Origin of the sequence: Pseudomonas sp. WS 5079 (assembly GCF_012985465.1) — a bacterium.
Lineage (GTDB): Bacteria > Pseudomonadota > Gammaproteobacteria > Pseudomonadales > Pseudomonadaceae > Aquipseudomonas.
Window position 1 is genome coordinate 98,424 of sequence record NZ_JAAQWN010000003.1, and the last position, 18,527, is coordinate 116,950.

At 61.6% G+C, this 18,527-nt stretch carries 16 protein-coding genes; 8 read left to right on the plus strand and 8 right to left on the minus strand.

The features are described 5' to 3' along the window. Window positions 1-190: 190 nt before the first annotated feature. The 4 genes from HBO05_RS09230 to HBO05_RS09245 are packed head-to-tail and all read left to right on the plus strand — an operon-like array spanning window position 191 to window position 3,132. Window positions 191-856 (plus strand): amino acid ABC transporter permease, encoded by a 666-nt coding sequence (locus HBO05_RS09230; protein ID WP_169953927.1) that lies wholly within the window; start codon window positions 191-193, stop codon window positions 854-856. Further along, complete coding sequence (locus tag HBO05_RS09235; RefSeq protein WP_076962043.1) at window positions 837-1,496, plus strand: amino acid ABC transporter permease; 660 nt, start codon at window positions 837-839, stop codon at window positions 1,494-1,496. The genes HBO05_RS09230 and HBO05_RS09235 overlap by 20 nt, the downstream gene beginning before the upstream one ends. Next, window positions 1,493-2,269 (plus strand): amino acid ABC transporter ATP-binding protein, encoded by a 777-nt coding sequence (locus HBO05_RS09240; protein ID WP_169953926.1) that lies wholly within the window; start codon window positions 1,493-1,495, stop codon window positions 2,267-2,269. Before HBO05_RS09235 ends, HBO05_RS09240 begins: the two co-directional genes overlap by 4 nt. Then, window positions 2,266-3,132 (plus strand): transporter substrate-binding domain-containing protein, encoded by an 867-nt coding sequence (locus HBO05_RS09245; protein ID WP_169953925.1) that lies wholly within the window; start codon window positions 2,266-2,268, stop codon window positions 3,130-3,132. The genes HBO05_RS09240 and HBO05_RS09245 overlap by 4 nt, the downstream gene beginning before the upstream one ends. 35 nt (window positions 3,133-3,167) lie before the next feature. On the opposite strand, the gene HBO05_RS09250 is transcribed toward HBO05_RS09245, so the two are convergent. The 4 genes from HBO05_RS09250 to HBO05_RS09265 form a co-directional block, all read right to left on the minus strand. Then, window positions 3,168-3,557 (minus strand): hypothetical protein, encoded by a 390-nt coding sequence (locus HBO05_RS09250; RefSeq protein ID WP_172312426.1) that lies wholly within the window; start codon window positions 3,555-3,557, stop codon window positions 3,168-3,170. Then, entirely contained in the window at window positions 3,554-4,969 is a 1,416-nt protein-coding gene (locus HBO05_RS09255) for a PAAR domain-containing protein (RefSeq protein WP_172312427.1), read from the minus strand. The genes HBO05_RS09250 and HBO05_RS09255 overlap by 4 nt, the downstream gene beginning before the upstream one ends. A gap of 128 nt (window positions 4,970-5,097) precedes the next feature. Beyond that, window positions 5,098-5,577, minus strand: coding sequence for a hypothetical protein (locus tag HBO05_RS09260; protein WP_172312428.1), 480 nt, complete (start codon window positions 5,575-5,577; stop codon window positions 5,098-5,100). A 277-nt stretch (window positions 5,578-5,854) separates the two neighbouring features. Continuing rightward, window positions 5,855-7,015 (minus strand): AAA family ATPase, encoded by a 1,161-nt coding sequence (locus HBO05_RS09265; protein ID WP_170042323.1) that lies wholly within the window; start codon window positions 7,013-7,015, stop codon window positions 5,855-5,857. A 164-nt stretch (window positions 7,016-7,179) separates the two neighbouring features. On the opposite strand from HBO05_RS09265, the gene HBO05_RS09270 reads away from it, so the two are divergent. The 4 genes from HBO05_RS09270 to HBO05_RS09285 all read left to right on the plus strand — a co-directional run bounded on the left by HBO05_RS09270 (window position 7,180) and on the right by HBO05_RS09285 (window position 14,753). Next, complete coding sequence (locus tag HBO05_RS09270; protein WP_170042324.1) at window positions 7,180-8,283, plus strand: efflux RND transporter periplasmic adaptor subunit; 1,104 nt, start codon at window positions 7,180-7,182, stop codon at window positions 8,281-8,283. After that, a complete protein-coding gene (locus HBO05_RS09275; RefSeq protein ID WP_172312429.1) occupies window positions 8,280-9,350 on the plus strand; it encodes an efflux RND transporter periplasmic adaptor subunit in 1,071 nt (356 codons plus the stop codon). The genes HBO05_RS09270 and HBO05_RS09275 overlap by 4 nt, the downstream gene beginning before the upstream one ends. Beyond that, window positions 9,347-12,388: an efflux RND transporter permease subunit gene (locus tag HBO05_RS09280; RefSeq protein WP_172312430.1), complete on the plus strand. Its 3,042-nt coding sequence runs from the start codon at window positions 9,347-9,349 to the stop codon at window positions 12,386-12,388. Before HBO05_RS09275 ends, HBO05_RS09280 begins: the two co-directional genes overlap by 4 nt. A gap of 127 nt (window positions 12,389-12,515) precedes the next feature. Further along, window positions 12,516-14,753, plus strand: coding sequence for a glycoside hydrolase (locus HBO05_RS09285; protein ID WP_172312432.1), 2,238 nt, complete (start codon window positions 12,516-12,518; stop codon window positions 14,751-14,753). A gap of 529 nt (window positions 14,754-15,282) precedes the next feature. On the opposite strand, the gene HBO05_RS09290 is transcribed toward HBO05_RS09285, so the two are convergent. Genes HBO05_RS09290 through HBO05_RS09305 form a run of 4 tightly spaced genes read right to left on the minus strand, consistent with a single transcriptional unit; the run spans window position 15,283 to window position 18,520 of the window. After that, on the minus strand, window positions 15,283-15,918 hold the full coding sequence (locus HBO05_RS09290) for a class I SAM-dependent methyltransferase (protein WP_172312434.1): 636 nt from the start codon (window positions 15,916-15,918) through the stop codon (window positions 15,283-15,285). A gap of 40 nt (window positions 15,919-15,958) precedes the next feature. Beyond that, window positions 15,959-16,603: a methionine ABC transporter permease gene (locus tag HBO05_RS09295; RefSeq protein WP_169953913.1), complete on the minus strand. Its 645-nt coding sequence runs from the start codon at window positions 16,601-16,603 to the stop codon at window positions 15,959-15,961. After that, window positions 16,593-17,708, minus strand: coding sequence for an ATP-binding cassette domain-containing protein (locus HBO05_RS09300; protein WP_169953912.1), 1,116 nt, complete (start codon window positions 17,706-17,708; stop codon window positions 16,593-16,595). The genes HBO05_RS09295 and HBO05_RS09300 overlap by 11 nt, the downstream gene beginning before the upstream one ends. 2 nt (window positions 17,709-17,710) lie before the next feature. Beyond that, window positions 17,711-18,520: a MetQ/NlpA family ABC transporter substrate-binding protein gene (locus tag HBO05_RS09305; protein WP_170042329.1), complete on the minus strand. Its 810-nt coding sequence runs from the start codon at window positions 18,518-18,520 to the stop codon at window positions 17,711-17,713. Between the last annotated feature and the right edge of the window lie 7 nt (window positions 18,521-18,527).

Genomic DNA, 18,527 nt, shown 5'->3' on the forward strand with positions numbered 1-18,527 from the left:
CCCCCAGAACAATAGCTGTCACCCGGCAACCCGGCGAATCCGCCGGTTAGCTTTTTGGGTGATATCAATATGCTATTTCGGTATTTAAATTTTGGTTTTTATACCTTTAAAGTCAGCGCTTCCCGGCGTTACCCACGCTGGACCGGACTGCGTTTACGCCGCATTACCCCTGCGGCGCCCAGGACTTGAAATGACCTTCGACTACGCGTTTATCCTCAGCACCCTGCCGGCGTTTCTCAAGGCCGTGGGGGTGACCCTGCAAGTAGGCTTGATCGCCATCGGCACCTCGCTGCTGGTGGCGCTGATCAACTCGGCCCTGCTGGTGTTCCGCACGCCCTACCTGTCGCGCCTGGTAGCGCTGTATGTGGAGCTGGCGCGCAACACGCCGCTGCTGATCCAGCTGTTCTTCGTGTACTTCGCCTTGCCGGCCCTGGGTTTGAATATCTCCGGGTTCTGGGCGGCGATCATCACCATGACCTTTTTGGGCGGCGCCTACCTCACCGAAGTGCTGCGCGCTGGTGTGGAAGCGGTGCCGCTGGCGCAGATCGAGTCCGGTAAGTCCATCGGCCTGTCCGACTGGCAGTTGCTGCGCCATGTGATCCTGCCCCAGGCCGGGATCCTCAGCCTGCCTGCGCTGTTCGCCAATTTCATTTTCCTGCTCAAGGAAACCACCGTGGTGTCGGCGGTGGCGGTGCCAGAGATTCTCTACACCACCAAAAGCTACATCGCCCTCTACTACAAGACTTACGAGATGCTCGCCGTGCTCACGCTGATTTGCGTGCTGTTGTTCTTGCCGCTGTCGCTGCTGCTCAGCCGCCTGGAAAGGAGGCTCCAGCATGGCCAGTTCGGGTCTTGAATTGTTGTGGGTGTCGTTGCCGCAACTGGGCAAGGGCGCTGCACAAACCCTGTCGATTTCGTTTTTGAGCATCGCCTTCAGCACCATCGGCGGGGTGGTGTATGGGGTGCTGCGCACTTTGAATGTGCGGGCGATCAACCTGCTGCTGCGCATTTACCTGGAATTGTTCCGCGCGATTCCGGTGCTGGTGTGGCTGTATCTGCTGTTTTTTGGCCTGCCGATTTTCACCGGCCTGAGCATCCCCAGTTTCTGGTGCGCGGTGCTGGTGCTGTCGCTGTGGGGCGCCAGTGAAGTGGGCGAAGTGGTGCGCGGGGCCTTGCATTCGCTGCCGCGCGGGCAGCGGGAGGCGGGGCTGTCGATTGGCTTGTCGGCGCCGCAGCTCTACGGCTACGTGCTGTTGCCCCAGGCGCTCAAGCGCATGACGCCGCCGACCATCAACGTCTACACGCGGATCATCAAGACCAGCTCCCTGGCGGTGCTGATCGGCGTGGTGGACGTGATCAAGGTCGGCCAGCAAATCATCGAGCGCACTTACGAGTCGGTATTGATCTACGGCGCGCTGTTCCTGTTTTTCTTCTTTATCTGCTACCCGTTGTCGGCCGCCTCCAAGGTGCTGGAACGGCGCTGGGCCCAAGCATGAGCGCATTGATCGAGTTCCAGGGTTTCAATAAATTCTTCGGCGAACAGCAGGTGCTCAATGGCATCGACCTGAGGGTGCAAAGCGGCGAAGTGGTGGTGATCCTCGGCCCCAGCGGCTGCGGTAAAAGCACCTTGCTGCGCTGCCTCAATGGCCTGGAAGTGGCCCACAGCGGCAGCCTGCGGCTGGCCGGCAAAGAGCTGCTGGATAAACACACCGACTGGCGCCAGGTGCGCCAGGACGTAGGCATGGTGTTTCAGAGTTACCACCTGTTCCCCCATATGAGCGTGCTCGACAACATCCTGCTGGGCCCACTCAAAGTGCAAAAGCGCGAGCCCCGCGAAGCCCGTGAACAGGCGCAAAAACTGCTGGAGCGGGTAGGGCTCGCCGACAAGCGCGATGCGTTCCCGCGCCAGCTCTCGGGCGGCCAGCAGCAACGTATCGCCATCGTCCGTTCGCTGTGCATGAACCCCCAGGTCATGCTGTTTGACGAAGTCACCGCCGCCCTCGACCCGGAAATGGTCAAGGAGGTGCTGGAAGTGATCCAGGACCTGGCCCGCGATGGCATGACCCTGCTGATCGTTACCCACGAAATGGCCTTTGCCCGCGCCGTCGCCGACCGCGTGGTGTTTATGGAGGCTGGCCGCATCCTCGAACACAACACCCCCGAGGCCTTCTTTACGAACCCGCAGACCGCACGCGCGCAGCAGTTCCTCGAGAAATTCTCGTTTGTTTCAACACTGCCCAAGAAAATCAAGGAACTGGAGCTGTCATGAAAACTGCCAAGTTGTTACTGCCGCTGCTCGGCCTCGCCTTACTGGCCGGCTGCAACAAAACTGAAGAACCGGCCAAACCCGCCGCTGCCGCGCCGGCGGCGGTGAGTTACATCGACAAGATCAAGGCCCGCGACAAGCTGATCGTCGGCGTGTTTACCGACAAGCCGCCGTTTGGCTTTGTCGATGAAGCCGGGCGCTACGTCGGCTTTGATACCGACATCGGCCGCCGGTTTGCCAAGGACCTGCTGGGTGACGAGAACAAGGTCGAGTTCGTGGCCGTGGAGCCGGCCAGCCGCATTCCGTTTTTGCAGAGCGACAAGGTCGACCTGATCCTCGCCAACATGACCGTGACCCCGGAGCGCAAGGAAGCGGTGGAGTTCACCAACCCCAACCTGAAAGTCGCGGTCCAGGCCCTGGTGCCTAACGACAGCGTGGTCAAAAGCCTCGACGACCTGGCCACCCGTACCACCATCGTCACCACCGGCACCACGGCCGACATCTGGCTGACCAAGAACCATCCAGACTGGAAACTGCTCAAGTTCGAGAAAAACTCCGAGTCACTGCAAGCCTTGTCGGCTGGGCGTGGTGATGCCTATGCCCAGGACAACCTGGTGCTGTTCAGCTGGGCCAAACAGAACCCGGGCTACCGCGTGCTCGAACAGAAGCTGGGTGACGAAGCGCCGATTGCACCGGCGGTGAAGAAGGGCAATATCGAACTGCGCGACTGGGTGAATGCCGAGTTGGCCAAGTTGGGTGAAGAGAAGTTCTTGCTCAAGCTGTATGACCAGTACGTGCGTAAAGAACTGAGCGACGACACCAAGCCTGAGAGTGTGATTGTTGAAGGGGGTAAGTGGCAGGGTTGATATCGGTATAGGGCCTCGGGAGAGGCCCGCTTGCGCTACCTGAATTTCAGCAGAATGGCTACCGCTACCATCCAAGTGAAGGCAGTGATCGTCATTGTCATTTTGATGATCAGACGCCGTTTCAGGTGAGGTGGGAAGTTTTCGAGATCGACTGAGTCCAGCTCACCGACAATGAGAGACGCCCTCGGCCACACCACCATCCCGGCGATTTTTGATATCTCCCAGAGCGACCAAATCAAACCTCGTTTCCCCAGGCTGGTCCCCCAAATATAGATATAACGGCTGTTCTTCAACGCTTCTTTTATTTCGTCCATGTGACGACGGCTGAGGTACAGGCTGTATGAAAGACTCAACACGGCAAGCAGAATTGGGCCGCCTGCAACAATGAGGGCAATCCAAGTTGGCCAGGTATCAATACTGGTCACTGTTGTATGGACTCGTAAATTTTTTCACCTATGTATTCGCCACCCATGCTAGCGGCAGTCGTACCCGCCCATACGCCAGTTCCCACTACGGCCGCGACACAGACAACACCTCCGATACCTCCTGTAGCTACGCCAATTGCCAAGCAGATCGAGCCACTTGTATAACTCGCTATCACGCCAGCTAGAAGACCACCAGAAGTTGCGCCGGCGAACTTCCCCCCTTCAGTGAACTTGATCTTCTCGCAAGCTGCCGCATCACCCCCGTTACACACTTGCTGAATAGCCAACACCGAAGAAACACCACCAATCCCAATGGCGATATACCCACCCGTCTTCATGTATTTGGCGGCACGACTGATCGCATCCACATGCGTGGCATACCCCGGAATCTGTCCCGGTGCCCCCGCCTTGTCCCAGTGATGCACCAGGCTGCGACTGGATAGGCCAAGGGACGTTTTCAGTTTTGGGTGATCCCCAAGGGTTGTCTGGCCACGCAGGCGCGTGGAGTTCAGCAAGTGGGCATCCAGTTGGTTCAGCAAGCGCTGGCGATCAGACAAGAATTGCGGTGATTTGAGATGGCGGTGCTGCCGATAGCTGTCCTGATGCAAGCGCTCGATGGCTTGGAGGGTGTCACGCAAGTTGCTCAGGTGCTGTTCCATCACCACCGCGCTGACGCCCAGCCAGGTTGAGGTGTGGCCGATAAACCCGGCGATTTCTGCGCCGTGCCGGTACAGAAAGTCGGCCTCCTCGGGTGTCAGGGGCTCCAGCGCTGCGTCTACTTGCTGGGCGGCCTGCATCAACAGGGCGTCCTGGTAAGTGCAGGCGGTGTTGTTCGGATCACTCAACACGATGATCGAGCCGGCTTTAACCTCGCCCTTATAGGGGTTAAGCCCCTGAAACTTGCTCATGACGGCGGGGTTGTGCTCGGGGAAAAGGACCGCCTCCAACGCTTCGCGGGTCATGCTTTTGGGGACCACGTAGAACCCAGGCTCCTGGGGTTCTACGCTGTTGAATACGGCTGGAGCGCGATTGCCTGAAAGCGCCAGGCTGGATGAGGTCGCAGCTTCCGGTCGTTGGGTAACGGGTGGCACGGTGGGTTCGGCGGCTCGCCTGGCCACTCGCGGTGCAGTGCCTTGGTTGCTGTAGGTCGCCGTGTACACCGAGGGAATCAGCCGCGCTCGGCAGGGGCAACTGCTGAAACTGTCCAACGTGCCCGCTACAAGTTTGCCATGACTCTCTATGTGCGATATGCCACCGATAATCTGATAGATCTTCCTGTCTATGCCGCATGTGACTTCGCCCCCTTCGCGGGCATGAAGTAGACCGAATATAGTTACCCTCGCATCTCCATCCAGAACGATCCCGCCGCAGGTGGTCTTGTCACCGCGACCAATGAAATGACCTTCACTCATTGTTATTCCTTATTGTTTGCGGTCGAGTAATGTCGCTTTGCGACCGTCAATTATCTTTTATTTGGACGTGGTTAAGTGTTATCTAACTAGCGGGTAGTCAACTGGTGTAACGGTTTGCGGTTAAGCACTCAAATAGATTGCAAAAAATCTTCAGCTTTCGACACTCCCGCACGTAATATGATCAACGAAGAACTTTGCGGTGTATTGATGATTTCGTCACCGTTACTGAGCACGCTGCCCACTAATGCAATATGGCTGTAGTCTGCTCCTGCGGCGGTTACAATTTGTGCTTTAGTGCCGTCGTTGTATACAGCGTAATCACCTTTCTGCGCGGCGCGTACGTGCTGCCCGTTAGGCAGTTTGAATTCCATCGGAGAAGTGGCTTGTTCAATAACGCCACCGTTGCGGGTTTGGCTGCCTTGCGCCGCGATTCGGTAAATAGCGATAGGAGGATGGGCTTTTCTGTATTCTTGCTGTTGCCTGACGAGGGTCAACACCTCTTCGTTGCAGGTGTCTTGTATGTTCTCCGTGATTTTCGACTTGTCTAGGTCGCGGAGAAGGTCAGCGCAAGCTTCGTTGGTGTGACGTGCAGGTTGGGCTGTATTCATTTTATATTCTCGTTCATGACGTGTGTGTTGCACTAAGCTTGGTGTATGCAGTGATTAAAACTAGGCGTAAGTGCCAGGTCGTCAGCCTGAAGAGATATAGGTTTTAAGTAAAGTCGGATGCCTCCGAAGTTAAGCTCATAAAGTTCTGAAGGAAAAATTCCATTTATTTAAATGATGGGAGTGATTCTGCGCATAGACAGCGATTACTTTGGTACTGCACCGTGAGTGTTCAGATGCCCGGTGTGCGGCGCCGGGCGAAGGGCTTCCAACGCACTGCCTAACTCGGCCAATGCCACGCCGGCTCATCCAACACCCGCTGCCCCACAATCTGCGTCTGGCCCATCACCTTCTCCAGCACAATCGAATTGCATCCCTCGTCCTGCTGCAACGCCGCGATCAAGCGGCTGGCATGGGACACCACCCACACCTGGCATTGCCTTGATGCCTGGATGATCAGGCGCGCCAAGGCCGGCAACAGGTCCGGGTGCAGGCTGGTTTCCGGTTCGTTGAGCACCATCATCGTTGGCGGGCGTGGCGTCAGCAGGGCGGCGATCAGCAGCAGGTAGCGCAGGGTGCCGTCCGACAACTCCGCCGCCGACAGTGGCCTCAGCAACCCTTCCTGATAAAACTCAATGGCAAAACGTCCGCCCTGCAACGGCTGGATATTCAGGCGTGCGCCGGGAAACGCATCGCCGACTGCGCGCTGCAAGGCCTCGGGGTCGCCGATTTCGCGGATGGTCTGCAACGCGGCCGCGAGGTCGCGGCCATCGTGGTGCAACACCGGTGTGCGCGTACCCAATTGGGGCAGGCGCACTGGCGCATCGGCGTCGCTGCGAAAGTGGTCGTAGAAGCGCCAGCCGCGAATGCTTTCGCGCAGCATCAGCACTTCGGGCGAGCCGCGCAGGCTGCCGACCTGGTCGAACAGGCTGTGGTAGTCGGGCGTGTGTTGGGCCAGCACATCCCAGGTCCGCCCGTCTCGGGCGCGGATCATCGCCCCCGAGCGTTGCACCAGCAGGCTGGCCGGGCGATAGACGTGGCCGGCCCAGATGCATTCCTTCTTGATCTCGGGGTCCAGGGAAAAGTACGACGAACTGGGTACTGGCAAGCCCAGGGAAATCGCGTAGCTGAAGTCTTCGCCGGCAAAGCCCAGGCGCAAGCGCTTGACGCCCTGGGGCACGCTGGCCTGCACCGCGACTTCGCCCTTGAGCATGCGCCGGCTGATGTTTTCGGGGCCGGCCCAGAACGTCGAGTCCAGGCCTCCTTCACGGGCCAGGGCATTGATCACGCCGCCCTGGGCGGTTTCCGCCAGCAGGCGCAAGGCGCGGTACAGGTTGGATTTGCCGCTGCCATTGGGGCCGGTGATCAGGTTCAGCCGATCCAGCGGTACCACCAATTTATTGATCGAGCGGTAATTGGCCACCGCTAAGGTTTTCAGCATCAGGGGCGTTCCCGGCCGGTATGGACCGCCATCTTACCCTGTAGGAGTCGGCTTGCCGGCGATCAACCGAGGCCAGGTAATTCCCATAGTCGAAGGCGGAACCCTGAACTAAGCTCACAGTCGCATACACACTGGCACGTCGGTATCACGCAAAAGGAGCCTGCATGGGCGGTCCCACCTCAACAGTTATTTGTGGCGTTGCTCTGCTGGCATTGCTGAGCGGCTGTGGCCAGCAAAAGCCTGAGTCCAAGGCCCATTCCAGGGTGTTTGTGCAAACCGTGCAGCCGTCCGATTTCGCGGCGGCGGTGACCCTTACCGGGGATATCCAGGCGCGGGTGCAGACCGATTTGTCGTTTCGCGTAGGCGGCAAGATTATCCAGCGCATGGTGGATGTGGGCGACCGCGTGACGGCCCGGCAAGTGCTGGCCAGGCTCGATCCCAAGGATTTGCAGACCAACGTCGATTCCGCCCAGGCCCAGGTGGTGGCGGAACAGGCGCGGGTCAAACAGACGGCGGCGGCCTTTGTGCGCCAGGAGAAACTCCTGCCCAAGGGCTACACCAGCCGCAGCGAGTACGACGCGGCCCAGGCCGCCTTGCGCAGCAGCCAAAGTGCCCTGGCGGCGGCGCAGGCGCAGTTGGCCAACGCCCGCGAGCAGTTGGGCTACACCGCCCTCATCGCCGAAGCGCCGGGGGTGATTACCGCGCGCCAGGCCGAAGTCGGCCAGGTGGTGCAGGCCACCGTGCCGATTTTCAGCCTGGCCCGTGACGGCGAGCGCGACGCGGTATTCAACGTCTACGAATCGCTGCTGGCGGAGCCACCGCCGGATGCGCCAATCACCGTCAGCCTGCTGGATAACCCGAGCATCAAGGCCGTGGGCCGGGTGCGTGAAGTGACCCCGGCCGTTGCGGCCAGCAGCGGCACGGTGCAGGTGAAGATTGCCCTGGAGGCCTTGCCCAAGGGCATGCAACTGGGTTCGGTGGTCAGCGCCACCGCCAACGGGCAAGCCAAGGCCAGCATCGAACTGCCTTGGGCTGCACTGACCAAGGATCTCAGCGAGCCCGCCGTGTGGCTGGTGGATGGCGACGGCAAGGCGCAATTGCACAAGGTCACTGTCGCGCGCTACCTGACCGGCAAGGTGATCATCAGCGATGGCCTCAAGGGCGGCGAAAAAGTCGTAGTGGCCGGTGGGCAATTGCTGCACCCAGGCATGGTGGTGGAGATCGCCCAGGCGCCGGACCAGGCCCAGGCCAAGGGCGTGCAGCCATGAAGCACCTGACGCTGATCCTCGCCAGCAGCCTGTTGCTGATCGCCTGTTCCAAGGAAGAACCGGTGCCGGAGCCTATAAGGCCGGTGCTCTGGGTCGAGGTGAAGGCCGAAGACCAGGCTCACCTCGGGCGCTTTGCCGGCAGCATCCAGGCGCGTTATGAAAGTAACCTGGGTTTCCGGGTGCCAGGGCGCATCGCCCGGCGCGCGGTGGATGTGGGCGCCGAAGTCGAAAAAGGCGCCTTGCTGGCGGTGCTCGACCCCACGGACCAGCAGAACCAGCTGCGCTCCGCCCAGGGCGACCTGGCGCGGATCCAGGCGCAATTTATCAACGCCCAGGCCAATGCGCGGCGCCAGCAGGAGTTGTTCAACCGTGGCGTCGGCGCCCAGGCGCAACTGGACATTGCCCAGACCGACCTGAAAACTACCCAGGCCTCCCTCGACCAGGCCAAGGCCTCGGTGGACCAGGCCAAGGACCAGCTCAACTACGCCGAGTTGCGCACTGACCACGGTGGCATCGTCACCGCCTGGAATGCCGAGGCCGGCCAGGTGGTCAGCGCCGGCCAGCAAGTAGTGACCCTGGCCCGTCCGGATATCAAGGAAGCGGTGATCGACCTGCCCGCCGGCCTCGCCGAGCGTCTGCCGCCGGATGTGGTGTTCCTGGTGGCCAGCCAGTTGGACCCCAGCATCAACACCACCGCCACCGTACGCGAGATCGAGCCCCAGGCACAAAGCGCAACCCGCACCCGTCGCGCGCGCCTGACCCTGGCCCAGACGCCCCCGGCGTTCCGGTTGGGCACGGCGATCAGTGTGACCTTGAGTTCGGCCATCGCGCCACGCATCGAGTTGCCCGCCAGCGCGGTGCAGGATGTCGAGGGCAAGGCCCGCATCTGGGTCATCGATATGCAGCAGCAGACCGTGCAACCCCGCGACGTGACCCTGGTCAGCCGTGATGCCAGCAGTGTCGTGCTCAACGGCGGCGTGCAGCCTGGCGAGCGGGTGGTCAGCGCCGGCGTCAATAGCCTCAAGCCCGGACAAAAAGTCAAAACCGACGAGGACAGCCCGCGATGAAAGGGAGCTTCAACTTATCCGACTGGGCACTCAAGCATCAGTCCTTCGTCTGGTACCTGATGTTCGTTGCGCTGCTGATGGGCGTGTTTTCCTACATGAACCTGGGACGCGAGGAGGATCCGTCCTTCACCATCAAGACCATGGTGATCCAGACCCGCTGGCCGGGCGCGACCCAGGAAGAAACCCTCAAGCAGGTCACCGACCGCATCGAGAAAAAGCTCGAAGAGCTGGACTCCCTGGACTATGTGAAAAGCTACACCCGGCCTGGTGAATCCACGGTCTTCGTGTTCCTCAAGGACACCACCAGCGCCAAGGCGATCCCCGAGATCTGGTACCAGGTGCGCAAGAAGATCGACGACATTCGCGGCACTTTCCCCCAGGGCTTGCAGGGACCGTCGTTCAACGACGAGTTCGGTGATGTGTTTGGCTCGGTGTATGCCTTTACCGCCGATGGCATGTCGATGCGCCAGTTGCGCGACTACGTCGAGCAGGTGCGCGCCGAAATCCGGGCGGTGCCGGGGCTGGGCAAGGTCGAGATGATCGGCCAGCAGGACGAAGTGATTTACCTGAATTTTTCCACGCGCAAACTGGCCGCCCTGGGGATTGACCAGCGCCAAGTGGTGCAGAGCCTGCAAGCGCAGAACGCGGTGACCCCGGCCGGGGTGATCGAGGCCGGGCCGGAGCGGATTTCGGTGCGTACCTCCGGGCAATTCGCCTCGGAAAAGGATCTGGCTGACGTCAACCTGCGGCTCAATGACCGCTTCTACCGCCTGGCGGATATCGCGGATATCAGCCGTGGCTATGTGGATCCGGCGCGGCCGATGTTCCGTTTCAACGGCCAGCAAGCCATTGGCCTGGCCATCGCCATGCAGAAGGGCGGCAATATCCAGGAGTTCGGCAAGGCCCTGCACCAGCGCATGGACGAGCTGACTGCCGACCTGCCGGTGGGCATCGGCGTGCACAAGGTGTCGGACCAGGCAGAGGTGGTGGAAGAGGCCGTCGGCGGCTTCACGAGTGCGCTGTTCGAAGCGGTGATCATCGTGCTGGTGGTGAGCTTTATCAGCCTGGGCCTGCGTGCCGGGTTGGTGGTGGCGTGCTCGATCCCGCTGGTGCTGGCACTGGTATTTGTCTTTATGGAGTACAGCGGCATCACCATGCAGCGGGTGTCGCTGGGTGCGTTGATCATCGCCCTCGGTTTGCTGGTGGATGACGCGATGATCACCGTGGAAATGATGATCACGCGCCTGGAAAAAGGCGAGACCCTGGAGCAGGCCGCGACCTACGCCTACACCTCCACCGCGTTCCCCATGCTCACCGGCACCCTGGTGACCGTGGCCGGCTTCGTGCCGATTGGCCTCAACGCCAGCTCGGCCGGCGAATACACCTTCACCCTGTTTGCGGTGATTGCGGTGGCGATGCTGGTGTCGTGGGTGGTGGCCGTGTTGTTTGCGCCGGTGATTGGCGTGCATATCCTCAGCAGCAAGGTCAAACCCCACAGTGAAGAGCCGGGGCGGATCGGGCGGGTGTTCAACGCCGGTATGCTGTGGGCCATGCGCAACCGCTGGTGGGCGATTGGCCTGACGGTGCTGCTGTTCGTGGCGTCGGTGTTTTCCATGCAGTTTGTGCAGAACCAGTTTTTCCCGTCGTCGGATCGCCCGGAAATCCTCGTCGACCTCAACCTGCCGCAAAACGCCTCGATCAACGAAACCCGCAAGGCCGTGGATCGGCTTGAGGCAATCATCAAGGACGACCCCGACATCGCACGCTGGAGCACCTATATCGGCCAAGGGGCGATCCGTTTCTACCTGCCCCTGGACCAGCAACTGGAGAACCCGTACTACGCGCAGTTGGTGATTGTCAGCAAGGGCCTGGAGGAGCGCGGCGCGTTGATCGAGCGCCTGCAAAAACGTTTGCGCGATGACTTCGTGGGCGTCGGCAGTTTTGTCCAACCCCTGGAAATGGGCCCGCCGGTCGGGCGGCCGATCCAGTACCGGGTGTCTGGCAAGGACATCGACCAGGTGCGCAAACACGCCATCGAACTGGCGACGTTGCTGGATAAAAATACGCACCTGGGCGAGATCATCTATGACTGGAACGAGCCGGGCAAAGTGCTGCGGGTCGATATCGCCCAGGACAAGGCGCGCCAGCTTGGGCTGTCGTCCGAAGACGTGGCGCAGTTGATGAACAGCGTGGTCAGCGGCTCGGCCGTGACCCAGGTACACGACGATATCTACCTGATCAACGTGGTCGGCCGCGCCGAAGACGCCGAGCGCGGCACCCCGGAAACCTTGCAGAACCTGCAGATCGTCACCCCCAGCGGCACCTCGATCCCATTGCTGGCCTTTGCCACCGTGCGCTACGAGTTGGAGCAGCCGCTGGTGTGGCGCCGTGATCGCAAGCCGACCATCACCATCAAGGCCGCCGTGCGCGACGAGATGCAGCCGACCGACCTGGTCAAGCAGCTCAAGCCTGAAATCGAGAAATTCAGCGCCGGCTTGCCGGTGGGCTACACGGTCGCTACCGGTGGCACCGTGGAGGAAAGCGGCAAGGCCCAGGGCCCGATTGCCAGTGTGGTGCCGTTGATGCTGTTCTTGATGGCGACCTTCCTGATGATCCAGTTGCACAGCGTGCAGAAAATGTTCTTGGTGGCCAGCGTGGCCCCACTGGGCCTGATCGGCGTGGTGTTGGCGCTGATTCCCACGGGCACGCCCATGGGCTTTGTGGCGATCCTGGGGATTCTGGCGTTGATCGGTATCATCATCCGCAACTCGGTGATCCTGGTGACCCAGATCGACGCCTACGAGCGTGATGGCTACACACCGTGGGACGCGGTAGTGCAGGCCACCGAACACCGGCGCCGGCCGATCCTGCTGACGGCGGCGGCCGCCAGCCTGGGCATGATCCCCATCGCCCTGGAAGTGTTCTGGGGGCCTATGGCCTACGCGATGATCGGCGGCATCATCATCGCCACCCTGCTGACGCTGCTGTTTTTGCCGGCGTTGTATGTGGCTTGGTACAAAATCCGCGAGCCCGCGTAGGGGTCGGCAAGCCGGCTCCTACAGCGCGGTAGGGGCCGTGGGAAACGTCTCAAAGTCCTAATGGGGCGTTTCTCAGGTAACCAATTGTTTTACCCTCCAGGCTTTCACTTGTGTGAAGGTCTTTGCCATGCCTCGTTGTCTGCGCCTTACCTTAATGGTTTGCATGCTACTGCTCTCACCCCTGGCGGTTGCCGGCACCGTGCTGGAAAACGCCCAATGGCGTATCGAACTCGACGCGGCGACCCTGGCTGTGCGCGTTACCCCCGCTGGCGGCGAACCGGTACTGGCCTCAAGCGGCGTGGGGGCCCATGAGGTCAGCCAGTTGCAACAGGCCGATCAACAGGCCAACTGGCAATGGGACAAGGGGGCCTATCACCTGAGCGCCACCCTGGACCAGCGCGACCTGATCCTTAGCGTCACCGCACGCGAGGCTGCTGAACTGGACATCCTCCGGCAACCGGCCAGCGCCATGGGCAAGGGCTTGATCTGGCCGCTCGCCGAGGGGCATTACATCCCCGCCGGCAATCGCCTGTGGCAAGACTTCCTGCTCGATTACGGCGATGTGAACAGCACCCAAGACCTCAGCCTGCCGTTATGGGGCGTCGACCACGCCAGCTTTACCCTCAACTGGCTGCTGACCAACCCCTACAACAATCGCTTGCAGTGGCATGCCGAGGGCCAGCGCCTGGGGTTGTCGTTGCGCCATGAGTTCACCGCCCTGGACCCTGGCGCGCCGATGACACTGCGCCTGAACCTGGGCGAAGCCGACTTGCTGGCCGGTGCCAAGCGCTATCGCCAGTGGCTGGTGGAGCAGGTCCTTTACGAGCCGTTGGCGCAAAAGCTGCAACGCCTGCCTGACGGCGAAAAACTGCTGGGTGCCAGCCATGTGTACCTGTGGGGCAACGACCTGCTGGGCCTTGGTGATGTACGCGATTGGCAGCAGCTACGCACATTGTTGCGCGCGGCTGATGGGTTGGGCGCGCAACTCAGGGGCCTGCTTGACCCGCAGGCGACGCAGGTGGTGCACGTCACCCAGCCGTTTCTGGATCGTTACCAGCAAGCCGTGTTGTTAAGAGGGCTCAACGCGGCCCTCGACAAAAAGGCGCGCCAGGGCTGGCAAGCCAAGACCGAGCCCGACATGCAGGCACTCGCCGAAGGCTATGGGGTGGTCCGTCAGGCATTGGCGCAGGAGTTTGCCAGCGCCTTGACCGCGCCCCCCGAAACCTGGGGTAGCACCTTATCCGCCAAAACTATAAAGACCCTGCAAGACAGTGGCCTACCACGCTTGCTATTGACCCTGGGCGAAGGCTGGGAGGGCGGGCTCTGGCACCCTGAGGCGGTACGCAAGGGTGTCGAGGCCGGGTACTTGATGGCGCCTTATGATTCCTATGAAACCGCGCTGGCGGACACGGAGAACCTCGACTGGACCACCGCGCACCTGGGCAGCCGGGCGTACCGCGACTGCGCGATCATGTTGAAAAATGGCCAGCTCAAGACCGGCTTCCAGAAGTCCGGGCACTACACCGACCCGCGTTGCGTGCGCCCGCTGCTGCAGGCACGGGTGACAGCGGTGCAGGCCAAGGCCGGGTTCAATGCCTGGTTTCTCGATGCCTACGCCACCGGCATGCTGTTTGACAGCTATCGCTCGGTACTGGGCATGACCCAGGCGCAGAACGCCGAGGGCAATATCGACGCGGCGCGCTGGATTGGTAGCCACCTCCAGTTGCCGGTGGGCTCCGAAGACGGCAATGCCACCACCGCCCGCGGCGTGTTGTTCGCCCATGGCATGCAGACCCCGGTCATGGGCTGGGGCGACCGCGAGATGACCCAGGACAAGCAATCGCCTTACTACGTGGGCGCCTGGTATCCACCGGAGGAACCGGCGGTGTTCTTCAAGCGCGTGCCGCTCAAAGAGCCGCTGCGCAGCGTGTACTTTGCCCCGGCGATGCGCCTGCCGCTGTATCAGGCGGTGTTCCATGGCTCGGTCATTACCAGCCATCACTGGCTGTACGACAGCCTGAAGCTGAGCAATGTGCAGGCGGAAAATGAGTTGACCCAGTTGCTTTACAACGTGCCGCCGCTCTATCACTTGAGCGCCGCTACCTTGAAGCAACGCTTGCCGATGATCCAGCGTCAGGCTGGGTTTTTCCGCCCGTTGCATGAGCGTTTGGCGACCCAGGCAATGACGGATTTTCGCTGGCTGAGCAACGACCGGCTGGTGCAGCAGACCACGTTTACCGATGGCACGCGGTTGGTGGCCAACTTTGCGCAGGAGCAGAGGGACGGGTATCCGGGGCGGAGTGTGACGGCGTTGGTGGTGGGTGAAAGTCCGGTGGTGTATCAGGTGGATCAGCAGCGCCCTTGAGTCCATCGCGGGCAAGCCCGCTCCCACAGGGGGGGCTCGATCAGGCAGGGAATTCTGGACACACCACAAAACAATGTGGGAGCTGGTCTGCCTGCGATGGCGGTATGTCAGCCACCAAAGATAGTGCCTGTACTACTGCCATCGCGGGCAAGCCCGCTCCCACAGGGGGGGCTCGACCAGGCAGGGAGTTCTGGACACACCACAAAACCAATGTGGGAGCTGGCTTGCCTGCGATGGCGGTATGTCAGCCACCAAAGATAGTGCCTGTACTACCGCCATCGCGGGCAAGCCCGCTTCCACAGGGGGGCTCGATCAGGCAGGGAGTTCTGGACACACCACAAAACCAATGTGGGAGCTGGCTTGCCTGCGATGGCGGTATGTCAGCCAAAGATAGTGCCTGTACTACTGCCATCGCGGGCAAGCCCGCTCCCACAGGGGGGGCTCGATCAGGCAGGGAGTTCTGGACACACCACAAAACCAATGTGGGAGCTGGCTTGTCGGGTCGCCGCATCGCTGCGATAGCGTCCGCTCAGACAACCCCTCCCTTACGCCACACACTGGCCAACCAGGGCTGCTGCTCGCGCGGCAGCCCCGCCGGGCGATAGTAGTGCTCCAACTCCACAAACCCCGCCGCCGCCAGCAGCGCCTGCCAGGCCGCAAGGTCGTGATACGAGCCATAACGCGGCCCGTTCCAGCCCTCCTGGTTTTGCCCCCTGGGATTGGAGCTGAACAACACCCCGCCCGGTTTCAGCGCAGCATGCAGTTGCTGGAGAATGCGCGGCAATTCCTGCTTGGGGATATGGAACAGCACTGCATTGGCAAAAATCCCGTCGAAGCGCGCGGCCGGCAGATCCAGTTTGAGGAAGTCCTGGTGCAGTACCTCGCAGCCGCTGTCCTGGCGCGCCATCTGCGCGAAACGCTCGGCGCCATCCAGGCCTACGGCGATATGCCCAAGCCGGGTGAAGGTCTGCAAATCCCGCCCCGGCCCGCAGCCGAAGTCCAGCACGGTAAACGGTGCGGGCGCCTGGATATGCCGCAGCAGTGCGTCGATGTTCTGGCTTACATCATGGTCGCGGGTGCCTTCGCGAAAGTCCTCGGCCACCTGGTTGTAGTGGCCCAAGGTGGTGGAGGTGATCTGGTCGAGGTCGTCGGGGGCGAGTTTCATGGCAGTCGGCACCAGGGCAAAGAAAGGTGCCGACTATACCTCAGCGCTTGTTCAGCCCGCGCGCCAGGCGATCGCCGCCCAGTTGGATCGCGGCCACCAGCAGAACCAGCAATACAATCACCGTGAGCATGATCTGGCTGTCAAAACGCTGGTAACCGTAGCGGTAGGCAATATCCCCCAGGCCTCCGGCGCCGATCGCCCCGGCCATGGCCGACGAGTTGATCATGGTCACCAGGGTAATGGTGAACCCGCCGACAATCCCCGGCAGCGCTTCCGGCAACAGCACATGCCAGACGATATGCCAGCGCCGGCAGCCCATGGCCTGGGCGGCTTCGATCAGGCCATGGTCGACTTCGCGCAGGCTGACCTCGGCGATTCGCGCAAAGAATGGCGTGGCGGCGATGGTCAGCGGCACCACGGCGGCCCATACGCCGTAGGTGGTGCCGACGATCAGGCGGGTGAACGGGATCAGCGCCACCATCAGAATCAGGAAGGGGATGGAGCGGAACAGATTGACGAACGCCCCCAGTACCCGGTTCAACGCGGGGGCCTGGTAGATGCCGCCCTTGTCGCTGGTGACCAGGAACACCGCCAGCGGGATGCCCACCAACAGCGCGATCAACGACGACACCCCGACCATCAACAAGGTATCGATGGCGCCCTGCAATAAACGATCAAACCACATAGCCCAGCACCTCGACCTGTTGTGCCCAGCGCGCGGCGCGGGTGCGTAATGTATCGGCATCCAGGGTGGAGTCGCTCACCGCCAGCAGCAACTGCCCCAGGGCGTGGCCCTGGATGCGCTCGACCCCGCCTTGCAGCAGGCGCACGCGCCCACCCAGGGCGCCGAACAGTGCGGCGAGGTCCGGTTCATCCGCGCTGGCGCCGGTAAATTGCAGGCGCAGCACCACGGCCGCCTGCGCCGACGGCGGCGTGGCCTGCAAACGCTTTTGCAGCTCATCGGGCAAGCCATGTTGCAGGGGCGCCAGCAGGGTTTTGCTGACCTCATGCCTGGGGTTGCCAAACACTTCCCACACCGGCCCTTGCTCGACGATCCGCCCGTGTTCCAGCACCACCACGCGGTCGCAGATTTCGCGGATCACCGCCATCTCGTGGGTGATCAGCACGATGGTCAGGCCCAGGCGCCGGTTGATCTCGCGCAACAGGCCGAGGATCGACTGGGTGGTTTCCGGGTCCAGGGCCGAGGTGGCTTCGTCGCACAGCAGGATCTGCGGGTCGTGTACCAGCGAGCGGGCGATGCCTACCCGTTGCTTCTGCCCGCCGGACAACTGCGCCGGGTAGGCCTTGTGCTTGTCTTGCAAGCCCACCAGCTCCAGCAGTTCGCGGACTTTTTGTGCGCGCTGTGGCTTGGGCACACCGGCGACTTTCAGCGGCAGCTCGACGTTCTGCCACACGGTCTTGGCCGACATCAGGTTGAAGTGCTGGAAAATCATGCCGATGCGCCTGCGCAGGGCCACCAGGCGGTCTTCGTCGAACTCGCCGATATCCACCTGGTCGATCAGCACCCGGCCGCTGCTGGGTTGCTCCAGGCGGTTGATGGTGCGGATCAGCGACGACTTGCCGGCACCACTGCGGCCGATGATGCCGAACACTTCGCCGTGCTGGATCGCCAGGTCAATGCCTTGCAGCGCATGCACCGTGCCGTCATAGGTTTTGCCCAGGTTGATAAAACGCACATGGGCGCGGTTGAGGTCTGGGTGCAGTTCGGTCTGCCGGGCGTCCCTGGGCGGTGTGCCCAGGTCGCGCAGTTGGCTGTTGGCGGCGCTCATGTTCAGCCTTCCCAACCGACTTGGTACAGCGTGCCGAGGGATTTATCCAGGGCAGCACGCACCACCGGCGAATGCTGGTAGATCTCGACGAACTTGATCACCCGCGGGTCGGTTGTGCCTTTGGGCTGGGTCACGAACTGGATCACGTATTCCGGGTGGTCGAGGCCGTCGAACAGCAGCGCCGACTCGGCATTGAAGGTCTTGGACAGGCGGATGTAGGCCGGGTAGCCCTGCACCAGGTCGGCATCGTCATAGGCGCGTACCAGCTGCACTGCTTCGACTTGCAGGATCTTGAGCTTTTTCGGGTTGGCGACGATGTCTTCTTCGGTGGCCTTGTAGCCCACGCCCGGCTTGAGGGAGATCAAGCCCGCCTTGGCCAGCAGTTGCAGGCCGCGCCCGCTGTTGATCGGGTCGTTGGCGATGGCCACGCTGGCGCCCTGGGGCAGCTCATCGAAGCTTTTGTATTTTTTCGAGTACAGGCCCACGTTGTTGATGATCCCCGGCTTGAACGGCACCAGGTCAAAACCGGCGGCGGCCTTGGCGTTTTCCAGGAACGGAATGTGCTGGAAGTAATTCACGTCGATATCGCCGGCGGCGAGGCTGACGTTGGGCGCGATCCAGTCGGTGAACTCTACCAGCTCGACTTTCAGGCCCTGCTTGCCGGCCTCTTCGACGGCGGCTTCCAGGGGGATGGCGAAAGCCGCCGTGGTGCCGACTTTCAGCGGCGCATCGGCGGCAAACACCGCCGAGCTGAACAGGCCGAGGGCCAGGGCCAGTGCTTTGACTGGGTGGGACAGCAGTGTTTTTTTCATGGTCGAT